This is a genomic window from Nostoc sp. (assembly GCF_036917435.1).
Lineage (GTDB): Bacteria > Cyanobacteriota > Cyanobacteriia > Cyanobacteriales > Nostocaceae > Nostoc.
This window is the reverse complement of sequence record NZ_JBALDM010000049.1, coordinates 38,016-52,846: the sequence shown is the minus strand read 5'-3', so window position 1 is coordinate 52,846 and position 14,831 is coordinate 38,016. Positions and strand designations below refer to the sequence as shown.

12 protein-coding genes are annotated in these 14,831 nt (G+C 38.4%); 5 read left to right on the top strand and 7 right to left on the bottom strand.

The window, feature by feature from the left end; genetic code table 11:
• The first annotated feature begins 154 nt into the window (after window positions 1-154).
• Window positions 155-5,572 (top strand): trifunctional serine/threonine-protein kinase/ATP-binding protein/sensor histidine kinase, encoded by a 5,418-nt coding sequence (locus V7K98_RS24585; protein ID WP_335026649.1) that lies wholly within the window; start codon window positions 155-157, stop codon window positions 5,570-5,572.
• A 680-nt stretch (window positions 5,573-6,252) separates the two neighbouring features.
• Entirely contained in the window at window positions 6,253-6,915 is a 663-nt protein-coding gene (locus V7K98_RS24580; protein ID WP_335026647.1) for a nuclear transport factor 2 family protein, read from the top strand.
• A 45-nt stretch (window positions 6,916-6,960) separates the two neighbouring features.
• On the opposite strand, the gene V7K98_RS24575 is transcribed toward V7K98_RS24580, so the two are convergent.
• Together V7K98_RS24575 and V7K98_RS24570 are read right to left on the bottom strand one after the other, a co-directional pair.
• Window positions 6,961-7,386, bottom strand: a complete 426-nt coding sequence (locus tag V7K98_RS24575) for a (2Fe-2S) ferredoxin domain-containing protein (RefSeq protein WP_335026645.1) — start codon at window positions 7,384-7,386, stop codon at window positions 6,961-6,963.
• A gap of 75 nt (window positions 7,387-7,461) precedes the next feature.
• Window positions 7,462-8,142, bottom strand: coding sequence for a GntR family transcriptional regulator (locus tag V7K98_RS24570; protein ID WP_335026643.1), 681 nt, complete (start codon window positions 8,140-8,142; stop codon window positions 7,462-7,464).
• Between the two features lie 88 nt (window positions 8,143-8,230).
• Between V7K98_RS24570 and V7K98_RS24565 the strand changes: the two genes are divergently transcribed.
• Window positions 8,231-9,853: a 2-isopropylmalate synthase gene (locus V7K98_RS24565; protein WP_442940436.1), complete on the top strand. Its 1,623-nt coding sequence runs from the start codon at window positions 8,231-8,233 to the stop codon at window positions 9,851-9,853.
• Between the two features lie 147 nt (window positions 9,854-10,000).
• Here V7K98_RS24565 and V7K98_RS24560 read toward each other — a convergent pair whose 3' ends face one another.
• Window positions 10,001-10,624 carry a Uma2 family endonuclease gene (locus V7K98_RS24560; RefSeq protein ID WP_335026641.1) on the bottom strand — a complete coding sequence of 208 codons (624 nt, stop codon included), beginning with the start codon at window positions 10,622-10,624 and terminating at the stop codon, window positions 10,001-10,003.
• A gap of 51 nt (window positions 10,625-10,675) precedes the next feature.
• Window positions 10,676-10,960 (bottom strand): ribbon-helix-helix domain-containing protein, encoded by a 285-nt coding sequence (locus V7K98_RS24555; RefSeq protein WP_335026639.1) that lies wholly within the window; start codon window positions 10,958-10,960, stop codon window positions 10,676-10,678.
• A gap of 154 nt (window positions 10,961-11,114) precedes the next feature.
• Here V7K98_RS24555 and V7K98_RS24550 point away from each other — a divergent pair, with 154 nt between their 5' ends.
• The gene (locus V7K98_RS24550; RefSeq protein WP_335026637.1) at window positions 11,115-11,543 is read left to right on the top strand and encodes a KTSC domain-containing protein; all 429 of its coding nucleotides are present in this window, start codon (window positions 11,115-11,117) and stop codon (window positions 11,541-11,543) included.
• Window positions 11,544-11,552: 9 nt separating this feature from the next.
• Here V7K98_RS24550 and V7K98_RS24545 read toward each other — a convergent pair whose 3' ends face one another.
• Entirely contained in the window at window positions 11,553-12,476 is a 924-nt protein-coding gene (locus tag V7K98_RS24545) for a nucleoside hydrolase (RefSeq protein WP_335026635.1), read from the bottom strand.
• A gap of 15 nt (window positions 12,477-12,491) precedes the next feature.
• Here V7K98_RS24545 and V7K98_RS24540 point away from each other — a divergent pair, with 15 nt between their 5' ends.
• Complete coding sequence (locus tag V7K98_RS24540; RefSeq protein WP_334886751.1) at window positions 12,492-12,923, top strand: nucleoside deaminase; 432 nt, start codon at window positions 12,492-12,494, stop codon at window positions 12,921-12,923.
• Window positions 12,924-13,196: 273 nt separating this feature from the next.
• Here the strand turns inward: V7K98_RS24540 and pyrR are convergent, their stop codons facing one another.
• Entirely contained in the window at window positions 13,197-13,733 is a 537-nt protein-coding gene (gene pyrR, locus V7K98_RS24535) for a bifunctional pyr operon transcriptional regulator/uracil phosphoribosyltransferase PyrR (protein ID WP_335026632.1), read from the bottom strand.
• A gap of 98 nt (window positions 13,734-13,831) precedes the next feature.
• The gene (cbiB, locus tag V7K98_RS24530; RefSeq protein ID WP_335026630.1) at window positions 13,832-14,803 is read right to left on the bottom strand and encodes an adenosylcobinamide-phosphate synthase CbiB; all 972 of its coding nucleotides are present in this window, start codon (window positions 14,801-14,803) and stop codon (window positions 13,832-13,834) included.
• Between the last annotated feature and the right edge of the window lie 28 nt (window positions 14,804-14,831).

Here is a 14,831-nt window from a genome sequence, read left to right as displayed (position 1 = left end):
GCTGTGCTACCCTACGAATTATCTATATATTTCAGTGGATTTAGGATACTGAACCACAATGTTAATAATTTTCTACCACTGGGAATAATTAAATTAGAACCCCTTTCAATACGAGACAGGGGGTAATACTAATTTTTAATATAGTCAAAAATCTATGCCAAATCCCACTGGATACCAAATCAACTCGACTCTCCACGAAGGAATCCAAACAATTATTTATCAAACACAAATGCCAAAGACGCAACAAAGAGTTATTCTCAAGTTGCTTAAAAATGAATATCCTACCCTCGAAGCCTTTACTCGTCTGAAAAATGAGTATCAAATTCAGCAGAGTTTAGACCATCCCAATATAGTCAAAGCCATTAGTTTAGAAACCTTTGATAATCGTGTTGGGCTATTGTTAGAAGACTTTGGTGGCCAATCTTTAGCCGAAATTCCACAAAGAGAAGAATTTGATTTAATTAACAACTTAAATATTGCTATTCAACTGACTCAAGCTCTAGATTATTTACATAAAAATCAAATTATTCATAAAGATATTAAACCTAGTAACATCATCATTAACTCCCAGACAGGTATTGTTAAACTCACTGACTTTGGTATAGCCTCCCGCCTCAATAAGGAAAATCCCCAATTTAATAACCCTAACTGTGTTGAAGGCACACTTGCCTATATGTCTCCCGAACAAACAGGGAGAATGAATCGTATTCTTGATTATCGCACTGACTTTTATTCTCTCGGTGTGACTTTATATGAAATACTCACTGAGAAAACACCATTTTTAAGTCAAGATCCCTTACAACTAGTTTATAGCCACATTGCTGTTCAACCGATAAATCCACAGTTATTAAATCCAAAAATTCCTAACGCCATCTCAGAAATTGTGCTGAAGTTAATGGCAAAAAATGCGGAAGATAGATATCAAAGCGCTACAGGATTATTAGCAGATTTAGAGTTATGTCTTAATCAGTTAAAAACTAAGGGTACAATTACTGATTTTATTCCAGGTCGTTTAGATATATTAAGCCAGTTATTGATACCTCAAAAATTATATGGTCGTGAAAACCAAGTTAATGAACTATTAGCTGCATTTGAACGTGTTACATCTGGAACTAGTGAAATTATGCTAGTTTCTGGTTATTCCGGCATTGGCAAATCAGTTCTAGTTAACGAAGTTAATAAACCCATTACTCGCAGACAAGGTTACTTTATTTCTGGTAAATTTGACCAATTAAAACGCAATATACCCTATGCTTCTTTAATTCAAGCTTTTGCTTATTTAATGCGATATTTACTAACAGAGAAAAATGAAAAAATAGAAATATGGCGTGAAAAAATCCTATCATCTTTAGGAACAAATGGAAAAGTTATTACTGATGTCATTCCAGAGGTAGAATTAATCATTGGTACACAGCCAGAAGTTGCACAAATTGGTGCAACAGAATCACAAAATCGCTTCAATCGAGTTTTTAAAGAATTTATCCAAGTTTTTACCAAAAAAGAACACCCTTTAGTCATATTTTTAGATGATTTGCAATGGGCAGATTCAGCTACATTAAATTTAATCCAACTCCTTATAACTGACACTGACACCAAACATCTATTATTTATTGGTGCATATAGAGATAATGAAGTTAGTGCAGCACATCCTTTAATTCAAAGAATAGAAGATATTAAAAATGTCGGGATAGTTGTTAATAATATTGTATTACAACCTTTAGATTTAGATAATGTGACTCAGCTAGTTACAGAAGCTTTACAACAAACAGATATTAATAATGAAGAATCCAGCAACTTTGGCAATAAAATTATCCAACTAGCTGAATTAATTTCTAATAAAACAGGTGGAAATCCTTTTTTTATCACACAAATTATTCTGGCGCTACATCAAGAACAACTTATAACATTTGACTTCATAAATACTCAATGGCAATGGAATCTGGAAGATATTCAAGCAATTGGAATTACCGAAAAAAATGTAGTTGAACTAGTTGCAAGTCGAGTTGAAAAACTGCCAAAGTGTACCCAAGATATTTTAAAATTAGCAGCTTGTGTGGGCGATAGATTTAATTTGGATGTTTTATCAATAGTCAATGAAAAATCAGCTTCTTTGACAGCCAATGATTTACACTCAGCTTTGCAAGCAGGATTAATTCTACCTTTAAGTGAAGCTTACCGGATTCCTTTAGTTTTTAATCAAGAAGAAGCGGTTAATTTAAACTTTGACACTTCACGAGTGGGTTACAAGTTCTTGCATGACAGAGTACAACAAGCAGCATATTCGTTGATTCCACAAGAACTAAAGAAATCTACTCACCTGAAAATTGGGAAATTGCTTCTACAAAATATCCCAAAGGAGGAAATAGAAGCTAATATTTTTGATATCGTTAATCAGTTGAATGTAGGTATTGTTAATCTAATCGAGCAATCTGAAAAAACTGAATTGGCACGATTAAATTTAATTGCAGGGCAAAAAGCTAAAGCTTCTACAGCTTATGAAGCTGCACTTAATTATTTCACAAATGGGATAGAACTTTTAAGTATAGATGCTTGGCAAACTGAATATACATTAACTATAAGCTTATATGAAAGAGCCGCAGAAGCAGCGTATCTGAGCGGTAATTTTGAACAGATGCAGCAATGGGCTGAGGTGGTGCAGCAACAAGCCAAAATCCTTTTAGATAAAGTGAAAGTCTATGAAGTACAGATTATCGCTTCTATCATTCAAAGCAAGCAACTGGAAGCAATTCAGATAGCAGTATCAATTCTAAAATTATTAGGAATAAATTTTCCAGATGAACCGACATCAACTGATATTCAGCAGGGGATGGATGAAATTGCTGTTTCTTTGAAAGGGAAAGCTATTGCAGATTTGATTAACTTACCATTAATGTCCGATCTTAACAAGATTGCAGCCATGAGGATATTAATGGGAGTTCTTCCTGCGGCTTTTCAAACTGCTCCTGCAATGATGCCGATTATTGTCTGTAAAATGGTTAATTTGTCTTTAAACTATGGCAATACGGCTGTATCTTCCTATGGTTATAGTCTTTATGGGCTACTTCTTTGTGGAGTTCTAGGAGAAATTAATTCTGGCTATGAATTTGGTAAATTAGCTTCTAGTTTGGTGTCGCAATTTAATGCTGAAGAACTCAAGGCTAAAATTCTGACGGTTGTTAGCGCCCATGTTATGCACTGGAAAGAGCATATTAGGGAAACATTAACATCATCAATGTCTGGATATGCTAGTGGTCTAGAAACCGGAGATTTAGAATATGCTGGCTATTGTGGTTATATTTATCCCTATCATTCATTTTGGTTGGGTAAGGAACTTTGGGTTTTAGAAAAAGAACTAATAGCTTATTGTGAATCGCTGAAAAAGATTAAGCAGCAAGTAGCTTTAACTTGGAATTTAGTATATTTACAAACAGTTTTGAATTTGAAAGGTAATTACGAAAATGTAGATTGTTTAATTGGAGAAGCCTACGACGAAGAAAGTATGCTGCCAATTCATCAGCAAGTAAATGATCTTTACACAATTAATCATTTATTTGTCAATAAACTAATGCTCTCTTACATATTTGGGGAGTATTTTAAGGCTATAGAACATGCTGCGATCGCAGAGAAATCTTTAGGTGGTGTTACAGGATTGTTTGTTGTCCCAATGTTCTATTTTTACGATTCTTTAGCACACTTGGCAATATATCATACTGCTAAAGAGTCTGAGAAGCAAGCTATTCTAGAAAAAGTCCAAGATAATCAGCAAAAAATGGAACTCTGGGCTACTCATGCTCCCACTAATCACTTACATAGATTTTATCTCGTGGAGGCAGAACGGTATCGGGTTTTAGGTCAAAAGCTGGAAGCGATGGACTACTATGAAAATTCTATTGCCAAATCTCAAGAGAATGGTTTTCTCCAAGAAGAAGCTTTAGGCTATGAGTTAGCAGGAAAATTTTATCAGTCTCTAGGTAAAGAGTTAATTCATCAAACTTATATAACTAAAGCCTATTATGCCTATATTCGTTGGGGTGCGATCGCTAAAGTTAAGTACTTAGAATCAAAGTATGTTTTTCTAGTAGGACAAACTACTACTATAGAAACTACTACTTCCAAAATAGACACAATTCACTTTACCACTACCACAAGTAGTAATAGTAGTTTAAGCGATTTTTTAGACTTTAATACATTCATCAAGTTTTCGCAAGCGATTACCAACGAAATTGTTTTGGAAAGCTTGTTGGGCAAGCTAATCAAAATTTTACTAGAAAACGCTGCCGCCCAAAAAGTAGTACTACTCCTACTCAAAGATAATCAACTATATATCGAAGCTTCTGGAAATTCTGCCGATAATGTAGTGACAGTTTTAAGCTCTATTCCTGTTGAAACCTATCAGGATTTACCGCTCTCTGTGATTAATTACGTTTTTCGCACTCAGCAATATCTTGTATTGAATGATGCAACAACTACAGAACCGTTTAACCTGGATATTTATATTCAGGAATCTAAAACAAAATCAATCTTTTGCTTGCCCATAATTTATCAATCACAGCTTACAGGGATTATTTATTTAGAAAATCAGTTGTCTTCAGGTGCTTTTGTTCCAGAAAGAGTAGAGGTATTAAAAGTCTTAGTTTCTCAAATGGCTATTGCCATCCAAAATGCCGGTTTGTACACAAGAGAACAAGACAAATCTAGAGAATTAGAACAGTCAATAAAAGATTTACAAGAGACACAACTACAACTTATTCAAAGCGAAAAAATGTCTTCTTTAGGCAATTTAGTTGCAGGTGTAGCACACGAAATCAACAACCCAGTTGGTTTTATTACAGGTAGTATTGCCCAAGCAAAAGATACTGTTAATGATTTAATAAACTATCTCCAACTCTACCGAGAAAAATTTCCGAATCCTGGTGTTGAGATTGAAGAAAAAGCTGAAGAAATAGATATAGATTTCCTGCTAGAAGATTTACCCAAAATGATTGATAGTATGACGGTAGGAACACAGCGCATTCGTAACATTAGTACTTCTCTCCGTACTTTTTCACGCGCCGATACTACCTCCAAAGTATTAGCCAATATCCATGAAGGTATTGATAGTACTTTGTTGATTTTACAGCATCGTCTGAAGGCTGACCATAATCGTCCGGCAATTCAAGTCATTAAGGAGTATGGAAATATTCCATTAGTGAAATGCTATTTAGGACAATTGAATCAAGTGTTTATGAATATTATTGCAAATGCAATTGATGCTTTGGAAGATGCAAATAGTAGTCGTAGTTTTATGGAAATTCAAGAAAACTATCCTAATATTATTACTATCTTAACGAAGGTAGAGAAAGATAATAATCTGTCAATTAAGATTCAAGATAATGCTAAAGGAATGCCAGAAGAAGTTAAAGCTTGTATCTTTGAAAATCTATTTACTACTAAATGCGTCGGAAAAGGTACGGGATTAGGATTATCTATTAGTCGCCAAATTATAGTAGAAAATCATGGTGGAACTTTAATTTGTGAATCAGTCTTGGGACAAGGAACAGAATTTATAATTTCTATTCCCATTTTGGGATAATAATCTCTCATAGTAGAGACACATTATAGCAATTCTCAGTTGAGTGAGGTACAAGAACCTTTCTCCGCAAGCGATGAGGGGGCTATGATGTACTTCATGTGGTTAAGAAATGACGTACCCGAATTACCAAAAAATTCGGGCATTTTGTTTATCACAAATGATTCATGATTGCTATAGTAATTACATCTTATTAGGACTTACACATTGACAGAAAAAACATGTCTGTCATAGGGGCACAGCAGTGCTGTGCCCCTACAGCGCGGATCTATTTACCATCGAAGCAATGATTAGTCAAAGCCTGAAATGACATATTTACGTTGATACACAATATGATTTTTTTGTATAGTGCATAAGTCCTACTTATTTTAAAATCTGCTAAAACAAAAGTTATTTGGTTGTTAAGAAAACTATATAAGTAGTAACTTTATTACTTAATCAAATCATCATACATCTGGTCGCAATTAGCACTTAAAACTTTATGTATTGCCTGTTATTATAATAACTGATTACAAGCATCAAATCTTGCACTACTTTCTCATTTCCTAGCTGATATCAAAGTAAGCTGTAACTAAATAGGCAAGAATTTTAGCCCGATTTTTATCAGCTAAAATATCACTCGTAAATTGAGTTTGCAGCAAGCAAAAAGATGCGTAAATTGTAAAAATTAAGGTGTTTCTACTGTGGAAAAAAGAAGAGAAGGTGGGCGAATAGTTCCAAAGGCTATCTCGTTTTTGTTAAATCAGATCGCATTGATTGTACTTGCAGTCACTCTTGTGATGTTTATTGGAGGTAGGTTTGAACTAGCAAGTGCAACTCAACCTAACGCAGAATTAGAAATTCAAAAATTAACATCCTGTTACTCGCTGGGAACTGATGCCATTGGTAGAGGAAATCTACTAGAAGGAAAAAATATTTATCGGGATTGTTTTACTCAAGATGCAGTCCTCACTGCCATTTTTCCTGATGGGACAACTCAAACAAGTTATGGGACAGATGCTTGGGCAGATTTTGTCTATTCAGTATTTCAAGGAAATGGTTATACAGCTACCCAGCACTTGATGGGTACGATAAACATTTCAATTGAGAATAATAAAGCAGTGATGACTTCTTATCTCCATGCGACTCACAAGCGTTCGGAAACTAGCATTGATGTCGCTAATGGTACTTACGAAGATGAAGTCGTAAACAAAAATGGACGCTGGAAAATTCGTAAACGTACTCTCAAACTCATCGATTTCTTGAATCTCAGTTCACCGACAGTTGATTCCTCAAATGCTAATGCCCGAAGTAGTAATCCATCTGCTACCTTTGTAAGACCAAAAATGTCTGGCTTCAATCATTAATCTTTCACAGCATATAAGTAAAAAGTAAAAAGTAATCTCTACTTTTTACTTTTTATTCTGTTTGATGTATGAATAAAGAAGTTCGCGATCGCTGTGAGGATTTACAATTAAGCAAGGACTATTACCGCCACTTCCATTACTTACAAAAACGACTGTAATACCAGATTTTGGACAAACTCCTAAACAACTGGTGCTAACCACACGAAATTCTCCCCATAATCCCTCAAATTTTAAACGAGATTTTAACCAATTCTCTAAGTCTTCGGAAGCCGTTGAGCCTAATTGCTCGTTTGCACATTGCGAACACACAAGCACCAAACCAGACTCCCATCGGGGAGAAACGCTGGGAATAGAAATAGAAGTGTGTAGCGGACGAGAAATTATTAAGGGCGATGTCTGCTGAGAATTGGATGCAAACGTCTTGAAGATACGTTGAAACAATCTCTTAATACGCCGGATCAGTTTTTTCATGGACGACGCTACCTATTTCTCTGACAGAATAGTGTAAATTTCTTGTTTAGTCTGTTCTGGTAGATCGTTTAATAATCAGCGTTTCTGAGCAATTTGCTGCAAGTATGCAATTAGCTGTTCTCCTGCGGTGTCAATGTGTCGTTTTAGCAACCTGACAGCAGCTTTTGTATCCTGCTTTTGACAAGCATCTAAGAGTTGATAGTGTTCTTTTTGCGATCGCTCTTGGTAATCCATCTCTACCAATTGTACGCGAACATAGCGATCGCAATTCACATGTAAAGTTTTAATCATCGCCAGCAACCGGGGACGTTCAGCAATGGCGTACAGCGTTGCATGAAATTCCCAGTTGAGTTTTGCCAACACACCTGCATCAGTTGCTTTATCTGTCGCTTCCAGAATCACAGCCGCTTTTTCTATATCTGTTTCCCTGAACTTGGGTATTGCCAATTGCATCGCTTTTACTTCCAAAGCGCTGCGAATTTCAAAAATTTCTTGCGCCTCTTGTGCTGTCAACACCGACACAATCGCACCACGATTTAGATGCAGTGTCACTAATCCTTCTGCTTCTAGCTGCTTCAGGGCTTCGCGCACGGGAATGCGACTAACGCCAAATTGAGTGGCGATTTCATCCTGTCTCAAAGATTGTCCTTCCTGAAAAATGCCCCGCAGAATCGCTTCCCGCAAAGCATCGGCAATTAAATCTGGCGTACTGCGTTGTTGTTGCAGCACATTGGCTGCTAAGTCATTTAAGTTCATATTGAATATTGTATACAAAATCCAAAAGATTGTATACAATATCCAAAGTAAGTTTTTTAAATATCCCTCAATACCACGGGAGACAGTTATGAGCATCGCATCTCAACCAAACCAAGTTATCATCTTCGACACCACGCTACGGGATGGCGAACAGTCACCGGGCGCAACCCTCAATGTAGAAGAGAAATTAGCGATCGCTCATCAACTCGCTCTCCTTGGTGTCGATGTGATTGAAGCCGGTTTTGCCGTTGCTAGTCCGGGAGATTTTCAAGCTGTTAAAACCATTGCTGAACAAGTTGGAATACCTGGCGGGCCAATCATTTGCAGTTTAGCTAGAGCCATTCGCCAAGATATTCACGCCGCCGCCGAAGCCTTGAAAGGCGCAGCTCGTCCGAGAATCCACACGATGATTTCTACTTCTGATATTCACCTTAAATATCAATTGAAAAAGTCTCGCAGTGAAGTATTGGCGATCGCATCAGAAATGGTTGCTTATGCCAAATCCTTTGTAGACGATGTAGAATTTTCACCAATGGATGCTAGCCGCACTGAACCAGAGTTTCTTTATGAAGTTTTAGAGATGGCGATCGCAGCAGGTGCAACTACAATCAACATTCCTGATACCGTTGGTTACTGCACACCTAAAGAAATCGGAACTCTGATTCAAGGAATTCGAGAAAATGTTCCTAATATTGATGGGGTGATTCTTTCCATCCACACTCAAAATGATTTGGGTTTAGCGACAGCTAACGCTTTGGCAGCAATTGAATACGGTGTACGTCAGGTGGAGTGTACTATTAATGGCATTGGGGAACGAGCCGGGAATGCTGCATTGGAAGAAATTGTGATGGCGTTGCAGGTTCGCAAACCATTTTTCAACCCTTATTTTGGTCGTTCAGTTGATGCTGATACACCCTTGACTAATATTAAGACTCAGGAGATTTACAAAACCTCATCCTTGGTTTCCCAATTAACCGGGATGCTGATTCAGCCCAATAAAGCGATCGTGGGAGCAAACGCTTTTGCCCATGAGTCTGGAATTCACCAAGATGGGATTATCAAGCACCGCGAAACCTATGAAATTATGGAAGCTGCTGCGATCGGTTTGCCAGAAAATCGCATTGTTTTAGGCAAACACTCTGGAAGAAATGCTTTCCGTACCAGACTCAAGGAATTGGGGTTTGAATTGAACGAGGCGGATTTGAATAAAGCTTTCAATCGGTTCAAAGAAGTCGCCGATAAGAAAAAAGAAATCTCAGATTGGGACTTAGAAGCGATCGTTCGAGATGAAACGCAGATTCAAGTAGAAAGTAGCTTCCAAATTGAACACGTCCAGGTAATCTGCGGTGACTGCACTTGCCCAACTGCAACCATTACAATTGTTACACCCGATGGCAAAATCCTCACGGATGCGAGTGTCGGCACTGGCCCAGTGGATGCGGTGTATCAAGTAATCAATCGATTGGTGCAGATTCCCAATCAACTGATTGAGTTTTCTGTCCAATCTGTGACTGGCGGAATTGATGCACTGGGAACCGTCACAGTTCGCTTGAAACATCAAGAGCGGATATTCTCTGGACAAGCATCTGATACTGATATCGTGGTAGCCGCAGCTTATGCTCATATCAACGCCCTGAATCGTCTTTATCGTTATTTGCAAACAGAGAGATCCCATTTTGATAAGATGAATCCTGCTGTTGTCTCTGGATAAATTCTGATGCGTTTTTGACACAGCCATGAATCGTTGATGTAGAGACGTAAAATTTTATGTCTCTACAAGAGTTTTGGTTGCACTATTAAGTTAGGAAGGCTTTCTGAATAAGGATTTGAGGCATTTTTGGAAATAAAAAAACATTGTTTAAATATTCCCGGCATTAAAAATCTGTTGTGCGGTGAAATTAAATTCTGGGAAAGTGGGTGAGAGAATGCAATCGCTCCCACGGAACTGGCTAATTTGGTATTCGCTTTCTACCAGTGAGTAGATCGATATTGTTGGTTGTTTAGTATTACCAATGAATGATTTACCGGCCAGAGCTAAGTAATCTACAATCCAATACTCCTGAATACCAATTTTTTCATACATACCGCGTTTAGTGTAATAGTCGGTGCGCCAATTAGTAGTAACTACTTCAATAACTAAAGGAATTGATGCGCCTAAAGTGACCGTGGATTCCTTTTTCCAGAGAGGTTCATTTACCAGATTGGAGCGATTGATAATTAATATATCTGGTGAATAACCCGATTCATTTTCAGGTGGTTTGACTAGTGCAGTTTTTGGAATGAAGTAGGGAAGTTTAAGCCGGTCATATTCGACTGGAAGTTTTGTAGCTAAAAATCCTGTAATCTCTTCATGATCTCCAGTAGGTTGCGACATCTCGACCACTACTCCATCATGTAGTTCATAACGTTTACCTGTGTTGTCTGGGTATCTGGCAACAAATTCACTGAATGTAATTAGTTTTCTTTGTAGGGCTTGAGTCATATATTTCTCCCGTGAGTTTTGAAATTAAGGTAAGGGAAACGCTTTTACACACTATTTTTTCTCATTAGGGTAGTTAAGCTTACCTTCTTTTTCAGCTTGTTCTACGTCACGGCGTAGCAAATAAGCTGCTAAATCGGCAAGGCTTGTGCCCTCAATATCTGCCCATCTTTGTAATTTTTCATGAGTTAAGTCTGGCAACGAAACGCTTACTCTTTTCGACACTGTAGATTTTTTGATAGTTTTGAATAGATCGTACCCTTCAACGAAACTTCGTGATGCTGCTAATATAGCGCTAAATAAGGCTTGAATAGCATCTAAACTGTTCCCTATCTCCACCAATGAATTTAATTGTGTCCGACTACTTAAAATTCTCTCTTGGCAAAAAAACTTGACATCAAAGTGCCTCAACAGTATATTTGTACTATTAAGGCACTTAAGTGTTGCATAAAACTTTAACACTCCCGATTACGCCAACAGGAGAGCAAAATTAATGAAGCTATCTAAGGTAGACTTGAGCAGTTTAGTAGCGATCGCTCACTCTGATGGATATTTGCAGTTGTTGCTCGATCGAGGTGACGAACTAGAGTTTTTGGAAATTCCGGCACCGATACAAGCTTATGAAGGATTGCAAGAACTGAACGAGGCCATTGCTGAAACGACTGCACTACCCTTTGAGGAAGAACCAATTGCTATGTTACCAGTTAGCTCATCAATGGCGATCGCTGTGGGCTACGATCGCAACGAGCAAATTTTGCAAGTTGAGTTTCAAAGTGGATCTGTTTATCAATACTTAGGCGTAGACGAGGATACTTGGGAAGATTTACATACCTCTGACTCAGTTGGCAGATTTTTCAATCAAGAGATTAAAGGCAGATATAACTGCGATCGTCTAAATAGCGCAGATTATACTATTGACTAATTAATAAATTTAACATGCCCATTGTTGTAAGATGTAAGCATAAAAAGCGTCTTTGTCAACCTGATCCATTGCATAAATTTTCCGACCACCAGGAACTACTTTAGTACGCCCCTGACTCACTCCAGTGGTGACAATTTCTGTTTCCCATTGGCGCAATTGATAAAATTCTGGGTGTCCTAGATAAGCCGTTGCCAACACATCCCAAAAATAATAATCTTGGGGGATAACTAGTGCATAACATTGTCCGGCTAAATCAGAGATGGGATAGTCGCGTTGTCGCCCCATTTTTTGCACTAACTCTGATGTAACTGGAACATTGTTAGTTAAATCCAAAGGACACATAATAATTTCAATTTTCGTTTTCCACACCCGCGCCGCCGAAACCGAGTCCCAATAAACATTCCATTCGGCGGAACCATCTTGTCCAGGTTCTAAACTTTTTTCCACATTGCCGGGGACATTCAAAGCACCTCCCATCCAAACAATTTTGTGAATCTTGGCTTCAATATCAGGTGCTTTATCCAAAGCTGCTGCTACAGTGGTCAACGGCCCAGTTACCATCAATGTTACCGGGCTTGATGCGTTACGTAACACCTCGATCGTGAAATCTTGACCTGTTTTTTCAACCAGAGGCGTAGTTATGGTTTCCCTTTGATTGAGAATGGGAAGATGGTCAACAATAAACGAATCACGGCGATAGAGAGTAGGAAATGGATTGATACCCCGTACAGTACTTTCTGCAACCGAGATATGAGAAAATCCCATCAAATCTATAATTTTACGTGTGGCGCTAACAGCTGGTTGGACATAACAATCTGCTGGTGTGACAACAACACCGAGGAGTTCAATATTATCCATCGTCAACAGCAGCATAGTTGCTAGATAATCATCTACACCACCATCGTGATCCATTAATACAAGTTGTTTTGACATAAAAGGATAATTAATATGGATAAGTTTATGGAAACTGCAATTCAAGAAGCAAAACAAGGCAGACAAGAAGGTGGAATTCCCATTGGTTCGGTTCTCGTCAAGGATGGTAAAGTTCTCGGCAGAGGACACAATAAACGTGTGCAAGACGGCGATCCTATCACTCATGCCGAAATCGATTGTCTTCGGAATGCTGGGAGAGTTGGCAGCTACAGAGGTACTATACTCTATTCAACCTTAATGCCGTGTTACCTGTGCGCTGGGGCAGTGGTACAATTTGGCATTAAAAAGGTCATCGTCGGAGAATCCAAAACTTTTCCTGGTGCTAAAGAATTTATGGTATCTCACGGTGTGGAAGTAATCGATCTTAATCTTGATGAATGCGAACAAATGATGAGTGAGTTTATTGAAACTAACCCGGAACTTTGGAATGAAGATATCGGTAATTAGTTAGGAATACATAATCCGATATTTGAGTCTCACATTCATAATTTTCTGTGAGTCTGCTTATTAAGTATTAGAGGAAAGGCATTTATAGCTTTTCCTAATCACATGAAGGTACGTCATAGCCCCCTCCTCGCTGGCGGGGAGGGGGTTGGGGGTGGGGTTCTTGTACCTCACTCAACTGAGAACCGCTATACCCTGTTCTTCTGCGATCTTTTTTAGATGGCGATCGCTACTGCAATAATTCTCTCATCAAAAAGACGCGATTAATCGCGTCTCTTAATCTCCAATCAACTCTACTGCATCTCGTCCATCGGAATTTTGTAGATAAACTTTCACAACTTCTTCTTTAGCAGTAGGCAACTTTTTGCCAGTAAAATCTGGGTGGATTGGTAATTCTCGATGGCCTCTATCTACTAATACAGCTAAACGAATCACTTCTGGTCTACCGTAGTCATTGACAGCGTTCAAAGCAGCACGAATTGTCCGTCCTTTGAAAATCACATCATCCACGAGTACAACCGTTTTCCCTGTCAGATCAAAAGGAATTTCGCTTTTTGTTGGAGTCCGCAATCCAATTTTGTCAAGGTCATCTCTATAAAATGTAATGTCTAAAGCGCCAACTGACACAGCAACACCTTCCAACGTCTCAATCTGACGCGCCAACAATTCGGCGAGTAATGCACCCCTGGTATAAATACCAAGAAGCACGAGTTGAGACAAATCACGTGTCCTTTCCACAATTTGAGAAGCTAGGCGAGTTAAGGTACGACGGATTTCTTCGGATGAGAGAATTTCAACTACTTTGGCAGACATAGGGAATTATCCGATAGGAGTTAGGAGAGACGCGAAAAATCTTTGTCTGTACAAAAAGTGGGAGACGCGATTCTTAATTGCTAACTCTACATTTATCATTAATTGTTTGGGAGTATTAAGAATATTGCGATCGCTATGCCTAACCATAGCAAAAAACAAGATCGAGTTAGCTGCAAAGCATTGTGAATAGAAGTTACAGTAATGGGATAAATTGCATCTCCTAGCAGTGGTTTGTACTTAGCTACCCCACGATACCAATTTGTACCCCCCATCTGTACGCCCAAAAAAGCAGCATAGACGCACTCACTCCAGCCAGAGTTGGGACTAGGATCGTTAATTGCATCTCGACGACAAATTCGCCAAACATCTTTCGGTTTACCTGATAACAGCGCCAGAGTTACAACTGTTAACCGACAAGGAAGCCAAGTCAAATAATCTTCCAACCGCGCACAGAACCATCCCAAATAAGTATAGGGTGCTTCTCGGTATCCCACCATCGAATCAAGGGTACTGCTGGCTTTGTATGCTAAAGCTAAGGGAGTTGGCCCCACAATTGGCACAAAGACACCAACAATTGCAAAAAAAAGTGGAGCCATCACTCCATCGGTGGCATTTTCTGCAACCGTTTCTAAAACGGCTCGTAAAATTTCTGCTTGTGAGAGGTTTTGGGTATCTCGACCAACGTAATTACTTAAAATCTTCCGAGTTTTCTCTAAATCTCCGGTTGTTAAAGGTTGTAAAACAGCCACTGCTGCTGCTCGTAAACTTCTACCAGCAAAGCAACTAGCTAAAAGAATAGTATCTATTGCAATTCCCAACAAAGGATGAATCAATTTAGCACTTTGAATAATCAAAAAACCAACAAGACCGCTACCAATTATTAGGATAATACCTAGTACAATTCCGGCTAGGCGTTGTGTGAGAGGATTTTTACACACTTGGAGAAAAAATTTGCTTAGGCGAGAAATTACCCAACCCATAATCTGCACTGGATGAGGCCAATCCCAAGGATCGCCAATTAAGTAATCTAAAAATGCAGCAATTATTAAGATATAGATGCTATTGGTCATGAATCACGAGTCAAGAGTTAAGGAGCAA

What these genes read in the sequence shown, in the direction of transcription:
- V7K98_RS24585 (WP_335026649.1), top strand. Translation starts at nt 155, where the DNA reads ATGCCAAATCCCACTGGATACCAAATCAACTCGACTCTCCACGAAGGA.
- V7K98_RS24575 (WP_335026645.1), bottom strand. Translation starts at nt 7,386, where the DNA reads ATGAAAAAACTGATCCGGCGTATTAAGAGATTGTTTCAACGTATCTTC.
- V7K98_RS24570 (WP_335026643.1), bottom strand. Translation starts at nt 8,142, where the DNA reads ATGAACTTAAATGACTTAGCAGCCAATGTGCTGCAACAACAACGCAGT.
- V7K98_RS24565 (WP_442940436.1), top strand. Translation starts at nt 8,231, where the DNA reads ATGAGCATCGCATCTCAACCAAACCAAGTTATCATCTTCGACACCACG.
- V7K98_RS24560 (WP_335026641.1), bottom strand. Translation starts at nt 10,624, where the DNA reads ATGACTCAAGCCCTACAAAGAAAACTAATTACATTCAGTGAATTTGTT.
- V7K98_RS24550 (WP_335026637.1), top strand. Translation starts at nt 11,115, where the DNA reads ATGAAGCTATCTAAGGTAGACTTGAGCAGTTTAGTAGCGATCGCTCAC.
- V7K98_RS24545 (WP_335026635.1), bottom strand. Translation starts at nt 12,476, where the DNA reads ATGTCAAAACAACTTGTATTAATGGATCACGATGGTGGTGTAGATGAT.
- V7K98_RS24540 (WP_334886751.1), top strand. Translation starts at nt 12,492, where the DNA reads ATGGATAAGTTTATGGAAACTGCAATTCAAGAAGCAAAACAAGGCAGA.
- pyrR (WP_335026632.1), bottom strand. Translation starts at nt 13,733, where the DNA reads ATGTCTGCCAAAGTAGTTGAAATTCTCTCATCCGAAGAAATCCGTCGT.
- cbiB (WP_335026630.1), bottom strand. Translation starts at nt 14,803, where the DNA reads ATGACCAATAGCATCTATATCTTAATAATTGCTGCATTTTTAGATTAC.